The sequence below is a fragment of the Sulfitobacter sp. G21635-S1 genome, assembly GCF_027213915.1.
Taxonomy (GTDB): Bacteria; Pseudomonadota; Alphaproteobacteria; order Rhodobacterales; family Rhodobacteraceae; genus Sulfitobacter.
Genome location: NZ_JAPWGV010000006.1, coordinates 163,215 through 183,865 on the forward strand (window position 1 = coordinate 163,215; position 20,651 = coordinate 183,865).

Sequence of the window (20,651 nt, forward strand, 5' to 3'; positions counted from 1 at the left end):
CAGGCATCAGTTCATGTTGATCTTGCTGCCTTTCTGGGTGATATCACCGCCCGCCTTTTCAACGATATTGCCGCTGGCCTTGATCGTGATATCCTTGCCTTCGATCACGATGGTTCCGTCCTTTTTCATCTGGAACTTGGCATCGCCGCAGACCAGAGTGATTTCGTCCCCCGCCTTGATCGATATGGCCTTGCCGACTTCGATGCTCAGGTTCTCCCCGATCGTGGCGGATTTATCCTTGGCAATCGCCTCGGCCATGCTGCCGCCCACCTTGACCGATTGGTCTGCCGCGATTTCAACCGACTGAGCGGCCCCGATCTCCACTTTCTGATCCGCGCCGATGGTCCAACTGTCCCCGGCGCCGACCGTATGATCCTGACCGGCACCAACGGTGACACTGCGCGAGGCACCGATGGTATTGGTCTGGACCGCGCCAACGGTCCGGGTTTCCGCCGCCCCCACAGTGTCAACGCGGGCGACAGCAACGGTAATCGCCTGGTTCAGGCCCACGGTCTGGGTATGATTGGCACCTATCGTCTCGGTCGAATTGGAACCGACGCTGATGGTCTCGTTCGACCCGACGGACAGCGACCTGTCCACCCCCACCGTTTCCGTGTCGTTGTTACCGATACTGACGGTCCGGTCGACGCCGACGGTGGTGGATTTGTTGTTGTCCACCATCTCGGTCCGGTCGTGACCGACCCACTGGGTCGCGTCATTGACAACTTCTTCACTGAAGTCATTGCCGATGTGACGCGCTTCGTTGTTCTTGACCAGTTCATTATGGTCCTTCTGCGCCTGGAAATAGACCTCTTCCGACCCGGCCTTGTCTTCGAAACGCAGCTCGTTCCAACCTCCGCCGCCGGGCGAAGAATTGGATTTCCACCCCGATTGCGTGGCATTTGCGGGCAGATCATAGGGCGGCATCTGTTCGGCGTTGTAGACCCGCCCGGTGATGATCGGCTGATCCGGATCGCCTTCCAGAAAATCCACGATCACTTCCTGTCCGATCCGGGGGATCTGGATGAATCCCCATCCGGACCCTGCCCAGGCTGCACTGACCCGCACGAAACAGGATGAGCTTTCGTCGTCGCCGCCCAGCCTGTCCCAGTGGAACTGCACCTTCACGCGGGCATGTTGGTCGGTATGAATCTCTTCGCCTGCGGGGCCGACCACCACTGCCGTCTGCGGCCCGCGCATGCGCGGATGCGGCGTGACATAGGGGGGATGGAACGGGACTGACAGCGGGAAAAGGCTGTAGTGGGCGACAAACCCGGAGGTTTCCGTGCGGCTGTCGCCCGCCGAATAATTGGCATCGACGACTTCAAAAGTCATCGCCCGCACGAAGAACTTGTCGTTCTCGGCCTCGCGCGTGGCACCGACAATCTTGAACATCGCCCCTGCCATCGGCAGCGCCTCTGTCGACACGGCGTGAACATTGTGCGCCGGCACCTGGCGGGCTGTAAGCCGGATATCCGCAAGATCCTTGCCGCGTCCGTGGTCGATGTAGGTGCCGGGATAACTGTATTGCTCCGCATCGTCGCGGGCATGTTCCTTGAGCATTTCCGACAGCGCCATCAAATCGGACGAGGGGGCCTCGAAATCATAGTCGGTCTGCGCATAGGCACCGGTCACCACCTCGTCGCTGCGCCGCATTCCGGTCAGGATACCGACGTTACGGTGAATCACCGACGCATCGGGTTCATAGGTGATCTCTGAGACATCCCCGACAGGCGCCAGATCGCTGCTGGCGTCGGCAAGGACCATGCAATGTTTGCCGTCTTCGAATTCGAAATAGTAGAATATCCCCTCGTGTTCGAGCAGCCGTTGCACAAAAGCCAGGTTGGATTCGCCGTATTGCACGCAGTATTCGCGTTTGGGATAGCTGCCGGTCAGGTCCAGCCTGTAATCGGTGACGCCTGCCTCCCCCAGTACGTCCTCGACGATCTCGGGCACACTTTTGTGCTGAAAGATGCGGTTGTCGAACTGCCGGCCCAGAAACCAGACCGCCGGGCGCAACACCAGGCGATAGACATAGAACCCTTCGCTGACGCTGAGATCCTGAAACGAGAATTCATCGACCAGACCGTGAAAATACCGGTAGGCATCGGTTGTACCCGCCCGCAGGACGCTCAGGCTGACGGGTTCCCCCAGCAGGTCGTTGGCAACAATATCGGGGTCGGAGCTGTGACAGGTCAGCTCGAACCGGAAAGGCGCGGAAATTGCATCCTCGCCGCTCATTTTCGCGAACAGCAGCGCCGGTTCGCGGTCACGGTCGGGCAGCGGAGTTTTTAGAATCGTAAAGCGATCCGAAGACATCTTGGGTCTCCTTTGGTCAGTGCGTTGAATATATGAACGAAATGAAAAGGAACCTGGCCAGTATACAGCATTTTGCACCTTGTCCGAAATAGCAAGTATCCAGGGACTTGCGCGCCTGCCTGACCGGCGATGCCATCGCACAGGTTGAAAGGCAAAGGGCGGGAAATGTTCAAAGCGCCGGCGGGCAGGAGAAATCGTTCAGCAGGCGGCGGGCGGATATCAGATTCACCGGTTCCGTGAATGACATGTTCAGGAAGACGCGGCCCGAGCTGGTGCGCAGATCCAGCAACACCCGCGCGCCGTCGTCGCGCAGCCGCAATCGTACCCCGTCGACCAGGCGTAGCAGGCCCCATGGTCCCGGTTGCTGTATCCGCGCCGCATCGGCAGATTCGCGAAAACTGACCTCGACACCGGCCTGCGGCGCAGCGCCTGGCCAACTCAGCGTCGCAGTTTCGCCGCGGGCACGCACCGGGGCGGCCTCTCCGCCGATGGCAAACAGGGTCTGCCCGCGTTCTGCCAGCGCGCTCAGCGTGAAATCCTGCCGCATCTCTCCCGCCTCGTTGAACAGCCCCCGGGAGATCGCCGCGGCCCGTTCGAGAAACACCGCACTTTCAAGGTTCAGCCCTGCAAACCGAGCTTCCGGTTTCCAGCGCCAGGGGCTTTCGCCGGTTTCCAGAAACTGCCGCGCCGCGCTTTGAAGGAATGTCGTGATCGCGCCCTGTGGACCGAACAGCGCCGTGACGTCCGCCAGCGCCGCATCTGCCCCGGGGCCGAACGGATATCGGCCCATCACACCGTCGCGGCACAGCGGAAATACCTCGCGCTGCCAGACCCGCGTCAGCGGATCGTCACCGCTGTCTGCCTCGGGCAGGCTGGACTGGGCCAGCACATCCTCGGCAATCTGCACCACGATCCGGGGAGCCGCACCCAGCGCCGCGATCGACCGCGCCCGGTCCTGCACCGACATCAACCGTTCAGTGCCGCGCTTGCGGTTCACGTCGATCGCTCCAAGCGCCACGTTCAGCGTCGAAAACAGCCGCGCAATCTCGGCCATGCGTCCCTGATCAAGATACTGGATCGTCGGTCCGAACACCGTCGCCAGCCGCAACTGCTGGGCGTGGCTGCGCGTGCGATCCTCGCCGCCGACCTGCACCCAGACCTCGCGCAGCAACCTGCTGATCGGGTCATTGTTCTGCGCCAGCGCGCCGGATACCAGGATTGCCGTCTCGCGCTGCGCGAAAGGACGCACGCGCAGGTCGGCCAGCCATGCCTGCCAGACAGCAACGGTTTCGTTCAACAGCCGATCGGCCAGCAGGTCGGGCGACCGATTTTCCGTTGGCAGGGTCTTTCCGGTGATGACAGGTGCCATTGCACGGGCCTTCTGTACGGCCCCGCCGATCCCGAAATTGCGTGCATGATCCCATCCCTTTGCAGTGAACAGACCAGGCAGGGGGGCGGTTACCTCTACCCCGGATCGCCGCACGAAAACCACTGCCATGCCGGGCACCGCCACATCCGGATACCACGACGCCAGCGCGGCTGTTTCCGGGGCGCGCTTCAGTTCCAGCCAGGCCCGTGCAGGCTCTGTCGGTTCCGCGGCAAAGGCGCGCGCCTGATCCATCACCACCTGATCCTGCGGCACCAGATTACCGGTCGGACCCTGCAATGCAGCCACATGACGCGCCAGCCCGTCCAGACCCAGCGCGCCGCCGTGATCGCTCAGCCACCCGGCAAGCCAGGCCGGATGCCAGGTATCGTCCCCCGAAAGCACCGCCCAGGCCCGTAAGGCATCGTAAAGGTTCAATCCGTCGCCTTCGGTCGCGAGCATTGTTTCGATAGCGCCTGCGATGGCGGCCGGCACCTGGGCGTTCACGGCGGCAAGATAGGTGCCGGTGGCGTGGGTTTCGCTGTCCAGTACCGGCAAACGCAGCGCCCGCTTCAGCGGCGCACGCGCCGCCGCGTCAGACACACGGTCTGCCGCGGCCTTCATCGCGTCAAGCCTGCGCACCAGTTCGGGGCCTTCCTGCGGCCGGTCCAGGCCGATCTCCAATGCCTCGACGTCAAAGGCCGTGCGCAGCGCTGCATGGAACCGATACTCCAGAAAGACCGCGTATCCGGCCAAACCAAGGGCCAGCAAGGTGACGAAAACGGCCACTTTCCAGCCCCAGCCACCCGATGCCTGGGCGCGGTGACCGTGGCGGCGGACCTCGGCACGGTCGATCATCCGACCCAGAAATGCAGCAAGGTCGGCGTATTCCGCACCGTTTTTCAATGCGGTTTCCCGAAAATCCCGGATCCGCGCCATCGTCATGTCGTGGCCTTCGAACAGCTGCCGGGTTGCCAGCACGGACCAGCCCCCCAACGGCAGCCCCCTGGTCGACCGCGCCTGCCCATCCATCAGAACGGCCAGCGCCAATCGCGCCGGTTTGATGGCATGGGCGGGTATACCCGCGCCGGTCAGAGCCCTTTCGAAAGTTTTCAACTCACGCGCTGCCTCATCGACGATCACGCGCACATCGTGCCGGGCATGGCGGTCAAACATGCCGATCCAGTCCAGTACGGGCCGCGCCGCTTGGTCGAATGCGTTTTCAGTCGGGGAGGATGCCGGGCCACGCGCCATCGGTCAGAGCTTGCCTTCCGCTTGCCAGCGGCTCAGCGTTTCGACACCCACTTCAAAATGCATCGAATCTTCGCGGTTGTAGGTCGCCCCCCAGTACCAGCCTTCCTCGTTGAACAATTCCGCCAGCAGGATCAGCCCGAACTGCGTGCCTCCGTCCCCGAACCCGTCCAGCCGCCCTTCGAGCTTGACGTCAATGGCCGTGCCCCAGGAATGGTTAGACACGGAGCTGCGCGACCCCCGGATCAGCCGCGCGCACATCGCACCGGCGGTCCCGAGGGCATCATGGATCTCGGGCTCGGATGCTTTCAGCTTGGCCAGAATGCGTTCCAGCGAATCCAGTGCGGGCCTGATCATCGTCACGCGAAGCGGCCCGACCTGACGGGTTTCCAGCAACGACTTGAGTTTGGGCTGGGTGACGGACTGGCAATCCGTGGAATAGCTGCTGCGCGGGTGCCCCAGCAATTCCAGCATCACGCGGTTACGTGGCTGGGTGATCCCTTTGTTGAACGCGGATTTGTCCAGGGTGCCAACTTCGGTCATCTGTTCGATGCCGGGGTGGTCATCCGCCTCGTCTTCGCCGGTGATTTCCGGCGCGGTCACGACCATCAACTGGCTGTCCGCCACAGGCGCGCGCGATACCGCCATCGCCTGTTCTTCCGCCAGACGCGCCAGCTCGGTCTGTGCGTCCGACAGCTCTGACCGCAGGCTTTGCACTTCACTGTCCAGTTCCGCGATCCGCGCCTCGTTGCGCGACAGGCGGATTTCGCTGGTCGCATCGGCGGTTTTCAGCACCGCCCCCACCACGGCAAAGGCAATTGCAGCCATGACAAGCCCGATGGCGACGATGATGGGGCCGACCAGCATACCCTCGCGCATGGCCTATGGCCCCCCGGCAAAGACGGCGACAACCGACACATTGTCGGGTGCACCCTTTTCCAGTGCTGCCGTGACCAGCGATGTGCACAGCGTCTGTGGTCCGGTCGCCTGGCGCATGTGGCTGGTGATGTCCTGATCGCTCAGGCATGTCGTCAGCCCGTCACTGCAAAGCAGCAGCCGATCCCCCTGCACCAGCGGCACCGAGATATTGTCGATTTCCAGATCCCGCTCATAGCCGACCGCGCGGGTCACCACATGGCTTTCGGGATGGTGGTACCCCTCTGCCGGGTCCAGCAGGCCGCGGTCCACCATGTCCTGCACGACCGTGTGATCATGGGTCAGCAGCCGCAACGCCTCGCCTCGCAACAGATAGGCACGGCAGTCGCCAACCCAGGCCACCGTGCCCACGGAATTCTGTATCATCAGCGCGACCGCAGTTGCCCCCATGCTGCCAGCGCCGCGCGCCGCCGCCCGGCAGATGCTGTCGTTCGCCTCGCGCAGGCTGGCCTGCAAGGCGGCCCCCGGCAGTGCCTGCTCGGGCACCCGGGACAATGTCTCAATCACGATGTCGGATGCGACATCGCCATTGCCATAGCCACCCATCCCGTCGGCCACAGCCCAAAGGGTGCCGCCCGGATCGGTAAGGATCGCGTCCTCGTTGCGTTCCCGTACCAGACCGGCATGGGTCATCCCCGCGCCCGAAAAAGTGGGGGGCAGGGGCATGATCCGGGGAACCCGCGTGATCGGGGCAGTCACGTCAACCTCGAAGACGCGGCGCGGCCACAGACGAAAAGCTCGATGGCGAATATCATATGTCGCCTCTGTAAGAATGTCTGAATTGAATTCAGGCTCAGGATAGCCTACCATTGCGGGCATACAAAATCTTTTTTCCCTCGAGGCCTGCCATGTCATTTTCCATCGCAAGATTACTGATGCTCGCCCTGTTCACTGCTCTCTTCGCGTCACGTGCCGCCGCGCAGGAGGATCTGAGCGTTGAGGCACTGAAGAAATTGTTCGAACACCAGCGCGAAGTTTTCAGCGAGGCGCAATCGAACGGTCTGGGCGCGACCCGTGGTCTGAAGCTGATCACTGTCGATGACGTCACCGCGGAAGCGACAACCACACCCACCGCGGAAGAAGCAACCACGGTCACAGCCGAAGAGGCAACCACGGTCGCAAATGAAGGGACAACAACGGTCGCAACCGAAAGCAGGACGCAAACGGATAGCACCACGACCAACACAACGACGGCTGAAACAAGCCCCAGCACCGATGACACCGTCGTGACGACCGCAGCAGTAAGCGATCCCAACAAGCCGCTTGTTTTTGGCCAGCTCGACCCCGAACTTCAGGTCAACCTGCGTATCAAGTTCGGCTTTGATTCCGCTGCGCTCTCAGCCGAGGAAACGCCGAAGCTCGCAAAGATGTGCACGGTTCTCAAGGAAAGCGACCTCAACCTGATCCGCATCGTCGGGCACACTGACACCTCCGGCAGCGACGCTTATAACGAACGTCTTTCAATCCTGCGCGCCAAGGAAGTGGCCCGCCACCTGATCGAGAACTGCGGCATTGACCCCAAGCGTCTGGAAACCGTCGGATTGGGAGAGCGCTTTCCTTTCAACGCAGCTGATCCCAAGGCAGAGGAAAACCGCCGCGTGGAGTTTCAGGCGCTTAGCTAACCTGCGGAACCGGCTGCCAGAGGGCCGCACAGGGTAGTGTCGCAAAGTTTTCGCCAACCTGGGAAAGATCTTCCGCTGGTCGCACTTATCCAGCGAGCGCTGCAAACCCTGCGAAGCCAGTTCTTCTGTCTGGTCAGAGTGACCTTTCCCGGGCATATCCGCGACGTCGGTCCCCGCAAGGGTTGCTGCTGCTGAAATCAGCGATTTGAAGGTTTGTATCGGCCCCCTCCCGTACCTTGATCAAACTCCTGGATTGGAGGCGGTTTCGTCCACGATCTGATCGCTGACAACTTCGGCAGAGGGGGTGTCATCGGGTGCGAAGTGGATGCGAATCCAGTCCAGAAATTTCAGCAGCGGCGAAGAAGGCGGTTCGTCCTTTGGCCAGGTCAGATAGTAGCTCTCGCCGGTCTGGCAGCTGTGTTCAAACGGGGTGACCAGCGTCCCGGCGTTCAACTGGGTCTGTACAAAATAGCGGTTCGCGATCGCGACGCCCAGATCCATGAGCGCCCCTTCGTAAGCGAGGGAGCTGTTCTCGAACAGCAGCCGGTTTTTGGGGGTGAGGGGCGCGCCAACTGAGGCGAGCCATGCCGGCCAGTCCTTGGGACGCGCCATGGAATGCAGCAGTTTCACCTGAGAGAGGTCCTCGATCCTGTTCAGCGGATGCGCCGCGAGAAAGCTGGGCGAGCAGACGGGGATCAGTTCCATATCCGCCAGTTTCTCGGCATGCAGACCGGGCCAGTTGCCGTCTCCGCCGCGAATGGCTGCGTCGAGATTGTCGGTATCGAAATCCGCCGCTTCGGGCGAGGAGGAGAGACGCACTTCGATCCGGGGGTGCGCCGCGTGAAAATCGCCGAGCCTTGGCATCAGCCAGCCGCGCGAAAAGGTCACGTATGATTGAATTGCGAGGATATTGCGTTGATCCCGGCGCGAGACATGTTTCGTCGTGTCCTCGATGTCCTGAAACGCCTTCGCTATGCCCTTGAACAAAAGCACACCTTCGCGGGTCAGCTCAATTCCGCGATTGAGGCGGCGGAACAGGGTGACGCCCATATAGTCTTCCAGCACGCGCACCTGCCGGCTGACGGCAACCTGACTGACGTTCAGTTCTTCGGCAGCAACCGTAAGGCTGTTGTGCCGCGCGGCGGCCTCAAAGGCCTTGAGCGGATTAAGCGGCGGGAGCGTCCTGTTCGGTGTGGGTGGCATTGCGGGATCCGATGTATGGCGCGAGAAACGAGTGCAGCACACTTTTGCTGAAATGCAGACAATAAGCATACATTTTCAGCGGTGGGAGAGTGTTCAAGAACTATGGCGGGGAAGCAGAGTGCGGTCAATGTCTGGCCCCTGCGTTCATCCCTGTAGCCGGAGCTTGCGAGTTTGGCTGGAGGTTCCAGCGGCGAAATTCGGCCGAAAAGAGAGCGAGAACGCCACAGTTTAAATGCAATGTCAGTAATGTATGTCATATTGATGCAGTCAAAAATGCGGGATCGGAGCCTGTCACGCCCCGACCCGATAAAAGACGAGTCGGTGGTGTCGAAGGTGGAAGCCACCAAGATGCCCCTCGGGATATGCGTACATCTCTCAACGGTAGCTACACCGGAAATGCCTGAAATGCGATGCCGGTACTCTTTGAAAGTTTCCGCGATGACCCGCGAGTTATGACCTGCTCGCTGTTGGCTGTGTTGGTTGTTCTTCGCTGACATGGAATGATTCGTCAGGATTGAAGCGGATTGTATGGAAATCGCTGCGCCGTCGCGCCGCTTGTCGCGGCAGGGGGGGTCGCGGGATCAAAACTGCGCTGCAGAATGCAACAGGGCGCGGTGGAAATGCTCAAAAAATCACCAAATAGATGCATTATTGTATGTATAATTGATTCATAAATGACTGCAGTATTGCGAGGTGTCGGGTATCGGGAACAGGGTAGGTGCATCCAAGGAACAGGAGATACAGGATGCCCGCAGTTACAAAAGAAGCCCATAAAGACGGCGATTTCTTTGTGGATTACGAAGAAAAGGTCTTTGAGGACGTCAAGGCCGATGAAGGTGAGAAGGCGCTTGTCACCTTCCATACAGTTGCCTTCGAAGGCTCCATCGGCCTGGTCAACATTCTGCAGGCGATCCGCCTGCAACGCAAAGGATTTGAGACTTCGATCCTGCTCTACGGCCCCGGCGTGACGCTGGGCATCCAGCGCGGTTTCCCGACGCTGGGCGACGAAGCCTTCCCCGGTCATCAGAACTTTGCCGCCAACCTCAAGAAGTTCATGGGCGAGGGGGGCAAGATCTATTGCTGCCGCTTCGGTCTTCAGGCGCTTTACGGCCATGGCGAACCGGCGCTGCTGCCGGGCATCGTGCCGATTGCCCCGCAGGACGTGCTCGACTGCATCCTGCTGCACCGCAAGGACAACGCTTTCATCCTCGATACCTGGACGGTGTGATCCAGCCGGGCCGCGTCGCCTGTCGGCGCGGCCTCCGACAATGCGCAGCAGGGGAGCCAGATCATGAGAACCGACACCATTCGCGCCGCCGCCGTGCAGATCGCGCCGGACCTGACAGGCCGTGCGGGCACCATTGAGCGTGTTCTGAACGCGATTGCCGAAGCGGCCGAGAAGGGGGCGGACTTTATCGTCTTTCCCGAAACCTTCGTGCCCTATTATCCCTATTTCTCCTTCGTGTTGCCGCCGGTGCAGCAGGGTGCTGCGCATCTGGAACTGTACGATCAGGCGGTTGTCGTGCCCTCGCCCGAAACCCAGGCCGTAGCCGAAGCCGCACGCAAACGCGGCGTTGTTGTCGTGTTGGGGGTGAACGAACGCGATCACGGGTCGCTTTACAACACGCAACTTATTTTTGACGCCGACGGTACGCTGGCGCTGAAACGGCGCAAGATCACGCCGACCTATCACGAGCGCATGGTCTGGGGTCAGGGTGATGGCGCCGGTCTGAAGGTGGTCGAGACCAAGGTGGGCCGGGTTGGCGCGCTGGCCTGTTGGGAGCATTACAACCCGCTGGCGCGCTATGCGCTGATGACCCAGCACGAGGAAATTCACGCAGCACATTTCCCGGGCAGCCTTGTCGGGCCGATCTTTGGCGAACAGATCGAGGTCACCATGCGCCATCATGCCTTGGAGGCGGGTTGTTTCGTGGTCAATGCAACCGGCTGGCTGACCGAGGAGCAGATCCAGTCATTGCACCCCGATCCGAAACTGCAAAAGGCGATGCGCGACGGCTGCATGACCTGCATCATCTCGCCTGAGGGTCGTCATCTGGCCGAGCCGCTGACCGAGGGCGAGGGCATTTTGATTGCCGATCTGGACATGAAGCTGATCACCAAGCGCAAGCGGATGATGGACAGTGTCGGCCATTACGCGCGCCCCGAACTGCTGCATCTGGTGCATGACACCCGCCCCGCCGAAACGCGCGTGGCCTTTGGTGCAGCACCTGCGCCGCAACCTCCCGTCTATTCGGACCTCGATGAAAAGGAGCCGAGCAATGTCTGACGCCGACCTGATTAACGATCTTCAATCCCACGGCATGCGGCTGGTCGATCCGCGCGCGGGTCACGAGGCGCGGCGCGGTGGGGCAGGGCCTTCGGACCACAAGGCTGTGACCATCGGGGACACCACCGTCATGGTGCCGGTACACACTGCGCCCGCCTTTGAATCGCCCTTCCTGGTGGAGCCACCGGACGCCAAGGGCCAGTCCCGCGTCACACGTGACGGTGCGGAAATAGCCAGGGTCCGCTTTCCCATGCGGCCGAAGTTCTATGACCTGAAAACCGCCGATGGCGTGCCCTACAGTCACATTGCCACGCTGCACTCGCGCGACGTGCTGGCCACGACCGTGCTGCAAACCTGCATCCGCTACGAGAGCCGCAAGAAGACCTGCCAATTCTGCGCGATTGGCCAGAGCCTCGCCGCGGGCCGCACCATCGCGCATAAGACGCCCGACCAACTGGCCGAGGTTGCCAAGGCGGCGGTGGAGCTGGACGGGGTCAAACATATGGTGCTGACCACCGGCACGCCCAAGGGCAAGGACCGCGGCGCGGCGGTCATGGTGGAAAGCGCGCGGGCGATCAAGGCGGCTGTCGATCTGCCGCTGCAAGGCCAGTGCGAGCCGCCCGACGATGACATCTGGCATCAGCGCATGAAGGATGCGGGCATTGACGCGTTGGGTATGCATCTGGAAGCCGTCACGCAGGAAGTGCGCGAGCGTATCATGCCCGGCAAGGCGACCGTGCCGCTGGAAAAATACATGTCCAGTTTCGAGGCGGCGGTGAAGGTCTTTGGCCGCGCGCAGGTCTCCACCTATATCCTTGCCGGTCTCGGTGACAGCCGCGAAGCGATCCTTGAGATGGGGCAGAAGCTCTGTGACATGGGGGTTTACCCCTTTGTGGTGCCCTTCGTGCCAATCTCTGGCACGCCGCTGGAAAGCCACCCGGCGCCGAAGCCGGAATTCATGGCCTCGATCCTGCGCCCCCTGGGCGAGATGATCGTGCGGGCCGGTATCCGGTCAGAGGACATCAAGGCAGGCTGCGGCAAATGCGGTGCCTGCTCGGCGCTCTCGACCTATGAAAAGCTGAAGGTGCCGGCATGATCGAGCTTGAACACCGCCAGTTCCAGTGCCCCGGCTACTACATTCGCGCGGCCTCGAAACCCTTTGAGGCGCGCGGGGCCGAGGCGCTGCGCCGCCGGGTCTTTGTTGAGGAACAGCGGATTTTCCAGACCCATGACCGCGACGAGATCGACCTTGTCGCCACGCATCTGGTCGCGCTTTCGACCTATGCGCATGAAGCCGATCAGGTGGTGGGCACCGTGCGCATTCACGAGGAACGCCCCGGCCTGTGGTGGGGCTCGCGGCTGGCGGTGGACAGCGACTTCCGGCAGGTCGGGCGGCTGGGGACCGAACTGATCCGGCTGGCGGTCTGCACCGCGAACGCGCGCGGCTGCGATGCCTTTCTGGCGCATGTGCAGATGCAGAACGTGCCATTGTTCCGCCGGTTGAAATGGACGGTTCTGGAGGAGGTCACGCTGCATGGGGTGCCCCATGCCAGGATGTCTGCCGATCTGTCCTTCTATCCGCCCTGCGAAGACCCGGCCGCGGGCTGGTTCATGAAGCCGGGTCGCCGGGCATGACCGACACGCTGGCAGATCTGGCCGAGGCCCTGCGCGCCCATCCTGCGATTCGCTCCAAGCTGGGCATTGCCCAGGCGACGGGCATGCTGGGGCTGACCGGCGATGCGGCTGGCGCACCGGGGGACGACGCTGCGATGATCAGAACGGCAGAGGGGTTTGATCTGCTGGCGGGGGAGGGGTTTATCCCCGCTTTCGTAGCGGCCGATCCGTGGTTTGCGGGCTGGTGCGGGGTCATGGTGAACCTCTCGGACATCGCTGCCATGGGCGGGCGGGCCACTGCGCTGATTGATCAGGTCTGGGCGCCAAATGCCGAGGCCGCCGCGCCCCTGATGAAGGGGCTGCGCGATGCTGCCGAGGCTTATGGCGTGCCACTGGTCGGCGGCCATACCAATTTTGCCGCCTCTGAACTGAATCTCGCTGTGTCGGTGCTGGGCAAGGCGCAGACTCCGGTGACCAGTTTCGACGCGCATCCCGGCGATGTGCTGCTGGCGGCGATCGACCATCGGGGCCGTTACGTGAATTTCGACAATTTCTGCGCAGCGCTCGACGCGCCGCATGACCGGCTGCGGGGGGATCTGGCGTTGTTGCCCGAGCTGGCCGAAAGGGGCCTGCTGAGGGCTGGCAAGGACATCAGCCAGGGCGGCATTGCCGGTACGGCGCTGATGCTGGCCGAGAGCTCTTCGGTGGGCATGGTGCTGGATCTGGATCGGATCGTGCCGCCTGCCGATGTGCCGCTGCAACGCTGGCTGCACAGTTTCCCCAGTTTCGGTTTCCTGCTCTCGGTTGCGCCCGAGGTGGCCGCCGAGGTCTGCGTCACCTTCCGCAAGCGCGGCATCTGGGCGGACCCCATCGGCGGGGTCACGGAGGGACCGCAACTCACGCTGCAACGGGGCGGCGAGACCGCGCTGTTCTGGGACCATGCCCAAACCCCCTATCTGTCGCTTTCCCGAAAGGAGCCCGCTTTTGCCTGAGATGCACTGGACCCTGCGCTGGCCCGATGGCAGCGAGGAGCGCTGCTATTCCCCCTCCAGCGTGATCACCGAGCTGTTCACGCCGGGGCAAAGCTATCCCATGCCCGAGTTCCTGCAACGCGCCCGCATCGCGATGGAACGTGCCTCGAACCGGGTGAGACGCAAATACGGTTTCGCCTGCACCTCGGCGATGGCGCAACTCGACAGGATCGAGCAGCGGGTCGCCGATTTTGAGGGCCAGACAGACGCGCAAGTCACCTGCCTGTCGATCACATGAGAAGGACCGAGAACATGAAAGATACGCCTATTCCGCATATCCCCGTCGCCATCGTGGGCGGTGGTCAGGCCGGATTGTCGGTGGCCTGTCAGCTGAAGACGAAAGGCATCGAAAGCGTTGTCTTTGAACGCCACGAGAAATTCCATTCCTGGCGCGTCAACCGGTGGGACAGCTTCTGCCTGGTCACGCCGAACTGGCAGTGCCGCCTTCCCGGCTTTCACTACAACAAGGAGTTCGGCGGCAAGGATCCCGACGGTTTCATGCTGCGCGCCGAGATCACCGATTATCTCGATGCCTTTGTGGCGACCTTCGAGCCGAACATCTATGAGCATGTCAACGTCACACGCATCGCCCATCATCCGCAGGGCGGCTATGTGGTGGAAACCAGCGTCGGCACCTGGACCTGCGATCAGGTGGTGATCGCCACGGGCGGCTACGACAAACCGATCGAGCCCGCCTATGCCGAGGCGCTGGACCCGACCATCGTGCAGATGCATTCGGTCGATTACCGCAACCCGTCGCAATTGCCCGACGGCGACGTTCTGATTGTCGGCACCGGTCAATCCGGCGTGCAGATCATGGAGGATTTCGTGCGTGCGGGCAGGGGGGTGCATCTGGCTGTCGGCCCCGCGCCGCGCAGTCCGCGCAAGTACCGGGGCCGCGATGCCATCGACTGGCTGCACGATGCCGGTCACTACAAGATCACCATCGACACCCATCCCGACCCGGTCAAGGCGCTGACCCAGACCAATCACTACATGTCGGGCCGCGATGGCGGCAAGGAGATCGACCTGCGCAAATGGCATGTCGACCATGGGGTGGAGCTTTATGGGTCGCTGGCGAATATGGCGGGCCACAAGCTGGAATTCCTGCCGGATCTGACCAAGAACCTCGACGATGCCGACCGCAGCTATGTCGGCATCCGTGATCAGATCGACGGCTATATCGCCCGCAATGGCATCGACGCGCCTGAGGAGCCGCCCTTTGTCAAGGTCTGGGAACCTTCGTGCGAGCGCACGGAACTGGATCTGAAGGAGACAGGGATCACTTCGGTGCTCTGGGCAATCGGGTTCCGCCCGGATTATGGCTGGATCGAGGTCGATGTCTTTGACGCGCGTGGCAAGCCGAAATTCAATCGCGGCGTCACGGATGTGCCGGGTTTCCACTTTATCGGGCTGGGGTGGTTGAACACCTGGGGCTCGGGTCGCTTCCTCGGGATCGAAGAGGACAGCGCCCATCTGGCTGAGCAGATCGCCCTACAACTGCAAAGCGCTGGCACGCGGGCCGTCGCCTGATGGCGGTTGTCGCCTTTGCCGCGCGGCAGGCCCCGGTCGATGATGCTGTCAGCCTGCCTCTGGGCATGGCACATCTGTCACCGACCGGCCTGTCCGAGCAATGGTTCCTGCGCTTTTGCGGCGATCAGCATTGGGCGCTGATTGCCAAGGCCCTTGGCCAGCGCGAAGCGGTGTTTCAGGCGGTGGACGGGCGGCCTGTCTATGCCGCCTTCTGCGCCACTTCGCTGCGATTTCATGCGCTGTGTCAGCCGCTGCTGGGGCAGGATGCGCAGATCCTGTCGAGCCTGTTTGCCGTGTCAGACACGCGCACGGGATCCACGCATCAGGTTATGGTCGCGGGCAAAATCATCGCCGAACTGTCGATGATATCGAGTTTTGTCAGCCATGACGCGACCCGGTCGAACACGCGGATTTTCCGCAATAGCGTCCTTGGCGACATGCACTTGCCGCCTGCCGGGGACGGGCTGATGAGGCTCGACCGACAGGCGCGCGAAACGGCGCGCAGATTTCGCAAGGTGGCGGCGATTGATGCGCCCGTACTCTATTCCGAACGCCCGGTGCCGGCGCTGGATTTCAACGCCGTTGGCCTGCTTTATTTTCCGACCTTCTCGCGGATCGCGGAAACCGCGGCCTATGCGCGCTTGGCGCGCCCTGACCCGGTGTTGGGCCGCGATGTGGTCTATCTGGGCAATATCAACCAGGGTGACACGGTGCATGTCTCGGGTGATGGCGCGCTCTCCGTGATGACGCGGGGCGATGGCAGTCTGATTGCCGCGGTACAGACCCTGTCGGTATCGGTCTGAACGCAAAGAGGGCAGTTAGGCCGGCACGCCAAAGGGCAGCGCCACCGGGCTTTTGCCCCGGAACGGAATAGCACCGGTCAGGGCATCGACGACCGCCTGCTGGACCGGGCGCACCGCGCTATAGGCGTTCACGAAGGTCGGGCAATCCGGCATGTGAAAGGTCAGGAAGGGCGTGCCAAGCGAGACATAGAGCGTCGGCAGATGCTGCCACATGCGCTGCATCGTCAATGGAAAGGCCCCGTGCAGCCGTTCCCATTGCGGGCCGAGATGTTCTTTGCCGGACAGCCCTTCTTCGGCAATCAGATAGAGGCCGATGTCCTGATCGGTGGTGTCGATGGGCTCGCCCGGGACAACGCGGGTGATCTCGAAGCCGAGCCGTTCCAGCATGGCGGGGATTTCGAGATCGGGCAGGGCGGCAGAGGGGCTGCGACGGTCGCGCAACTCGGCCAGCAGGATGCGGCGGTGGCGTTTGGGCGACAGGGGCAGCAGCTTCTGGCTGTCCTTGACCAGCGTCACGCAGCCCTCGGCCACGTCTTTCGCCCAAGCGCGATGTTCATCACTGCTCAGCAGCGCGGCGCGGCGCTCTTCGGGCGGGACGGCGGGCCGGTCCAGATGCAGCCCCATGGAGGCCTTGAGTGCCAGAATGCGCAGCACCGCCTGATCCAGACGGGTTTGCGACAAAGCGCCGCTGTCCAGACCGTCACGCAGAAACTGCATATCCTCGTCGATGTCGCGCGGGAACAGCAGGATGTCACAGCCGCTTTCGATGCAGAGCGGGACAATATCCTTGCGCTCCCCACAAGAGGTGAAGCCCGCCATACCGGTCGCGTCCGAGACGATGACGCCGTTATATCCGAGCTCCCCGCGCAGCAGCCCGCCAAGCAGGTTTGCATTGAGCGAGGCCGGGAGGGTGGCCCCGCTCAATGCCCCGTCACCACTGTCCCGCCGATAGGCCGGAAGGGTGACGTGGCCAGCCATGACAAGGCGGACATCCCTGGCGATCGCGGCGGCGTAGATCCTGCCGAAACTGGCGTGCCAATCGTCCATTGTCATGGTGTTGTGGGTGGTGACGTAGTGTTGATCGCGCTCGTCCAGCCCCTCGCCGGGGAAATGTTTGGCGCAGGCCACAAGGCCGTTGTCCTGCATCCCGTCGAGATAGGCCGAGACCAGGGCCAGAGTTTGATCGACCTTGTCGGAAAAGCTGCGGGTGTTCACCGCGTTGGAGCGGAAATTCAGCGCCAGATCGGCGACCGGTGTCCAGCTGATGCCAAAGCCGAGATAGCCTGCCTCGCGCGCGGCGATTGCCCCCATCCGGCGCGCGTTTTCGGGATCACTGGTGGCCGCCACCGCCATCTGGTTCGGAAAGGCGGTGCCCGCCTTGACGCTGGCCTTTTCCGACATCTCGATATCGGCGGTCAGCAGCGGCGGCACGGCACAGGTCTGCATCAAACGCCGGGCGGAGCGGCGCAGCTCTTCTTCGGAATAGCTGGGGAACCGATGCACCCCGCCAAGCCCCCGCGCGGCCAAAGCGTCGATACTGTCATCGGACAGGTCGCGGCACATGGGCAGAATGAGCTGCGCAATCTTCGCCTCTGTTCCAAGCGCTTTGAATTGCGTCTTGACCCAGTCCAGCCCCCTTGCATCCAGATGAAAGGGCGCAGCGCAGAGCGTCGCATCCGAAAGGGGAAGGCTGTTCGTGGTCATGGGATGTCGCGTTCTGGAGGAGAGTGTTCGTCCGCACCATCATAGCCGAACACGCGCGAGGGCGGGGAACGCATAGGTCAGAGCTGCCCCAACATTTTGGAAACCAAACGGCGTTGATTGCCGCCCGCTTGGCGCCTTCAATAAGCACTGAGACCAGATTGCACCGCTTTGATCCAAGCCGCCAAACGGTATCGGCAGGATCAGAAAAGGGACGGAGTTGACCCAGATGAAGGCGTTTCAAAATTATAGGGTGATTGATACCACGCATGTGCTGGCGGGGCCGTTTGCGGCGTTTCAACTGGCCACGCTTGGTGCTGATGTCATCAAGGTGGAGGATCCGAATGACCCCGACCAGGCCCGTTCGCAAGGGCCGGACCGCGCGATGAATGGTGTCGGCATGGGCACGGCCTTTCTGGGGCAGGGGGGCAATAAATCCTCCGTTGCGATTGATCTGAAGACGCCCGAGGGCAAGGAGGCAATGCTGCGCCTGATCGACACGGCGGATGTGTTTATCGAAAACTACCGGCCCGGCGCCTTCGAGGCGCTGGGGCTTGGCTATGAGGATCTCAGAGCGCGCAATCCGGGGCTGGTCTATTGCTCGCTTTCGGCATTTGGCGCAACCGGGCCGCGCAGCGAACTGCGCGGCTATGACAATATCATCCAGGCCTTTTCCGGCTTTATGGCGATGACCGGAGACGATCCCGACAAACCGTTCAAATGCGGCGCGCCGATCATGGATTATGCCGCCGGAACCACCACGGCCTATGCCATCACGGCGGCCCTGTTACAACGCGCGCGCAACGGTGGCATCGGCAACTTCGTCGATGTGTCTATGCTGGATGTGGCGATGATGTTCGCCACCTCGCATGTGGCCTCGTATTTCTGGAACGGCAAGGTGCCGGCGCCGAAAGGCAACACCTATGCGTTTGCGACCATCGGCATGTATCACGCCAGCGACGCGCCGATGATGGTCTCGGCCTCGAACCTCAAACAGCAGGCCAGGCTTTGGCGCCTGCTCGGGCGCGAGGACATGGTCAAGCAGGACAACAACCAGCGGCTCGATGCGCATGATGCAGAGAGCGCCGTTTTGCAAACCGCCTTCTTGGGAAACACGGCGGCCTATTGGGAAGATCGGCTTCAGGAACACGGTATCCCCTGCGCCCGCATCCGGGATCTGGGCGAAGCGTTGAGCGATGCGCAGACTCTGGCGCGGCCGGTGCTGCACAGGTTCGACGGGGCCGATGGAACGCCTGAGGGTATGACCACAACGTTGGCCGGTTTTCGGATGCTTGAGGATGGCCCCTCACTGGAGCGTGCACCGCAAAAGCTGGGGGCGCAGACGGATAAGATCCTGTCCGAAATTGGCTACAGCAGCGACGAGATTGCGCATCTGCGCACCGGTGGGGTGATTGCCGGTTGATACGTGGTCGGCAAACAATTGCCAGAACCCGGAAAGCGTCGCTGGCTATGTCTGGCGGTTGCGAAAATCTCTTTTAATTTCAGGCGCTAATACAAATTGTTTTGGCGCGACAAATCTCCGGTCTGTTGACTGGATCACCGCTGGAACGGACATTTGAACACATAAAAGACCCGGCAAACTAACCTGCCGGACGCCACAGATTTCGCGCTTCTGCAATGCCGCAGCACCGTGGAATCACCACAGACCACAGGGTGAGAACTATGACAAAATTCAAGACATATGCATTGGGGATGCTGACGGCTGCCGCCGCGCAGCCGGCCCTGGCCACCGATCTGGAGGTCACCCATTGGTGGACCTCCGGGGCTGAGGCGGCCGCAATTGGCGTCATCGCTGATGGTTTCCAGAAGAGCGGCAACACCTGGGTTGATGGCGCCATCGCCGGTGCGGGCGGGGTTGCCCGGCCGCTGATCACCAGCCGGATCACCGGCGGCGATCCGATGGGGGCCACGCAGTTCACCCACGGCCAGGCCATGCGCGAGCTGATCGAAGCGGGCTTTATGCGCGACGTCACCGAAGTAGCCGAGGCGCAGGGCTGGAAAGATCAGATCTTCCCACAGTCGTTGCTGGACAGCTGCACCTTCGAAGGCAAACTCTATTGCGTGCCCTCCAACATCCACTCGCAACAATGGCTGTGGCTGAACAACGCCGTGTTTACCGACAGTGGCCTGACCGTGCCGCAGAACTGGGACGAATTCGTCGCCGTTGCGCCCACACTGCGTGAAAAGGGCATCATCCCCTTGGCGCAGGGGCAGCAGCCCTGGCAGAAACAACTGATGTTCAGCGTGCTGATGGTCTCCATCGGAGGACCCGAACTGTTCGAAAAGGTCTATGGCGAGCTTGATGCGGAGTATGCTGCTGGTCCGGATGTCGCCAAGGTGTTTACGGCTGCGGCAGAGGCGCGCGATCTGATGACAGGGTCCAACGTGCAAGCCTGGAACGAAGCGGCGCGTCTGGTGATTGACGGTCGCGCCGCCGGTCAGATCATGGGCGACTGGATCCAGGGTGAGTTTACCCAATCGGGGATGAAGGCGGGCGAGGATTTCTCCTGCCTGCCCGGGCTGGGCGTGCATGAATACATCACCGCCGCGGGCGACGCCTTTTATTTCCCGAAAGTCGATGACCCGGAGATCATTGCCGCGCAGGACATACTGGCGGGCGTGATCGTCTCCCCGGAAACACAGGTAGACTTTACCATGGCGAAAGGCGCGCTGCCGGTGCGCCGAGATGTGGAACTGCGGGATCCGACCCCCTGCATCGAAAAGGGCATGGAGATCCTGAAGGCCGGCCACATCGTGGAGAGCATCAACACGATGGTATCGCCGGATACCGTGGGCCGGGTGACCGATCTGATGGTCGAATTCTTTGCCGACCCGAGCTTCACCCCCGAGGCCGCGCAGACCGAGTTCGCCGAGATCATCGCCACGGCCGACTGACCGACCGCGGCGCGGATCATCTGAGAACGATCCGCGCCGCCTTTGCCACACCCTATCAAATCGGAGGAT

The 20,651-nt window shown here is 62.0% G+C and carries 17 protein-coding genes; 11 read left to right on the forward strand and 6 right to left on the reverse strand.

Translation table 11 applies throughout. From position 1 onward, the window contains the following. Positions 1–6: 6 nt before the first annotated feature. The 4 genes from O4H53_RS08680 to O4H53_RS08695 form a co-directional block, all read right to left on the reverse strand. The gene (locus tag O4H53_RS08680) at positions 7–2,319 is read right to left on the reverse strand and encodes a type VI secretion system Vgr family protein (protein WP_269362996.1); all 2,313 of its coding nucleotides are present in this window, start codon (positions 2,317–2,319) and stop codon (positions 7–9) included. Between the two features lie 169 nt (positions 2,320–2,488). Next, positions 2,489–4,939, reverse strand: a complete 2,451-nt coding sequence (locus O4H53_RS08685; protein ID WP_269362997.1) for an ImcF-related family protein — start codon at positions 4,937–4,939, stop codon at positions 2,489–2,491. Between the two features lie 3 nt (positions 4,940–4,942). After that, a complete protein-coding gene (locus O4H53_RS08690) occupies positions 4,943–5,815 on the reverse strand; it encodes a M15 family metallopeptidase (RefSeq protein WP_269362998.1) in 873 nt (290 codons plus the stop codon). 3 nt (positions 5,816–5,818) lie between these two features. Further along, positions 5,819–6,538: a PP2C family protein-serine/threonine phosphatase gene (locus tag O4H53_RS08695; protein ID WP_269362999.1), complete on the reverse strand. Its 720-nt coding sequence runs from the start codon at positions 6,536–6,538 to the stop codon at positions 5,819–5,821. A gap of 182 nt (positions 6,539–6,720) precedes the next feature. On the opposite strand from O4H53_RS08695, the gene O4H53_RS08700 reads away from it, so the two are divergent. Continuing rightward, positions 6,721–7,494 (forward strand): OmpA family protein, encoded by a 774-nt coding sequence (locus O4H53_RS08700; protein WP_269363000.1) that lies wholly within the window; start codon positions 6,721–6,723, stop codon positions 7,492–7,494. Between the two features lie 240 nt (positions 7,495–7,734). Here O4H53_RS08700 and gcvA read toward each other — a convergent pair whose 3' ends face one another. Continuing rightward, positions 7,735–8,697, reverse strand: a complete 963-nt coding sequence (gene gcvA / locus O4H53_RS08705; protein ID WP_269363002.1) for a transcriptional regulator GcvA — start codon at positions 8,695–8,697, stop codon at positions 7,735–7,737. Between the two features lie 745 nt (positions 8,698–9,442). On the opposite strand from gcvA, the gene O4H53_RS08710 reads away from it, so the two are divergent. The 8 genes from O4H53_RS08710 (at position 9,443) to O4H53_RS08745 (ending at position 15,965) form a co-directional block, all read left to right on the forward strand. Next, positions 9,443–9,925, forward strand: coding sequence for an MSMEG_0572/Sll0783 family nitrogen starvation response protein (locus O4H53_RS08710; protein ID WP_269363003.1), 483 nt, complete (start codon positions 9,443–9,445; stop codon positions 9,923–9,925). A 63-nt stretch (positions 9,926–9,988) separates the two neighbouring features. After that, positions 9,989–10,984, forward strand: a complete 996-nt coding sequence (locus tag O4H53_RS08715) for a Nit6803 family nitrilase (RefSeq protein ID WP_269363004.1) — start codon at positions 9,989–9,991, stop codon at positions 10,982–10,984. Then, positions 10,977–12,080 (forward strand): MSMEG_0568 family radical SAM protein, encoded by a 1,104-nt coding sequence (locus O4H53_RS08720; protein ID WP_269363006.1) that lies wholly within the window; start codon positions 10,977–10,979, stop codon positions 12,078–12,080. The genes O4H53_RS08715 and O4H53_RS08720 overlap by 8 nt, the downstream gene beginning before the upstream one ends. Then, complete coding sequence (locus tag O4H53_RS08725; protein WP_269363008.1) at positions 12,077–12,619, forward strand: MSMEG_0567/Sll0786 family nitrogen starvation N-acetyltransferase; 543 nt, start codon at positions 12,077–12,079, stop codon at positions 12,617–12,619. The genes O4H53_RS08720 and O4H53_RS08725 overlap by 4 nt, the downstream gene beginning before the upstream one ends. Further along, positions 12,616–13,590 carry a sll0787 family AIR synthase-like protein gene (locus O4H53_RS08730; protein ID WP_269363010.1) on the forward strand — a complete coding sequence of 325 codons (975 nt, stop codon included), beginning with the start codon at positions 12,616–12,618 and terminating at the stop codon, positions 13,588–13,590. Before O4H53_RS08725 ends, O4H53_RS08730 begins: the two co-directional genes overlap by 4 nt. A 1-nt stretch (position 13,591) precedes the next feature. After that, the gene (locus O4H53_RS08735) at positions 13,592–13,867 is read left to right on the forward strand and encodes an MSMEG_0570 family nitrogen starvation response protein (protein WP_269363054.1); all 276 of its coding nucleotides are present in this window, start codon (positions 13,592–13,594) and stop codon (positions 13,865–13,867) included. A gap of 14 nt (positions 13,868–13,881) precedes the next feature. After that, entirely contained in the window at positions 13,882–15,162 is a 1,281-nt protein-coding gene (locus tag O4H53_RS08740; protein ID WP_269363012.1) for an MSMEG_0569 family flavin-dependent oxidoreductase, read from the forward strand. Then, positions 15,162–15,965 carry a Pnap_2097 family protein gene (locus O4H53_RS08745; RefSeq protein ID WP_269363013.1) on the forward strand — a complete coding sequence of 268 codons (804 nt, stop codon included), beginning with the start codon at positions 15,162–15,164 and terminating at the stop codon, positions 15,963–15,965. Before O4H53_RS08740 ends, O4H53_RS08745 begins: the two co-directional genes overlap by 1 nt. A gap of 15 nt (positions 15,966–15,980) precedes the next feature. Here O4H53_RS08745 and O4H53_RS08750 read toward each other — a convergent pair whose 3' ends face one another. After that, a complete protein-coding gene (locus tag O4H53_RS08750) occupies positions 15,981–17,669 on the reverse strand; it encodes a glycoside hydrolase family 3 protein (RefSeq protein WP_269363015.1) in 1,689 nt (562 codons plus the stop codon). Positions 17,670–17,919: 250 nt separating this feature from the next. On the opposite strand from O4H53_RS08750, the gene O4H53_RS08755 reads away from it, so the two are divergent. Then, on the forward strand, positions 17,920–19,089 hold the full coding sequence (locus tag O4H53_RS08755) for a CaiB/BaiF CoA transferase family protein (protein WP_269363016.1): 1,170 nt from the start codon (positions 17,920–17,922) through the stop codon (positions 19,087–19,089). Between the two features lie 260 nt (positions 19,090–19,349). Further along, positions 19,350–20,582, forward strand: coding sequence for an ABC transporter substrate-binding protein (locus O4H53_RS08760; protein WP_269363018.1), 1,233 nt, complete (start codon positions 19,350–19,352; stop codon positions 20,580–20,582). Positions 20,583–20,651 lie beyond the last annotated feature (69 nt).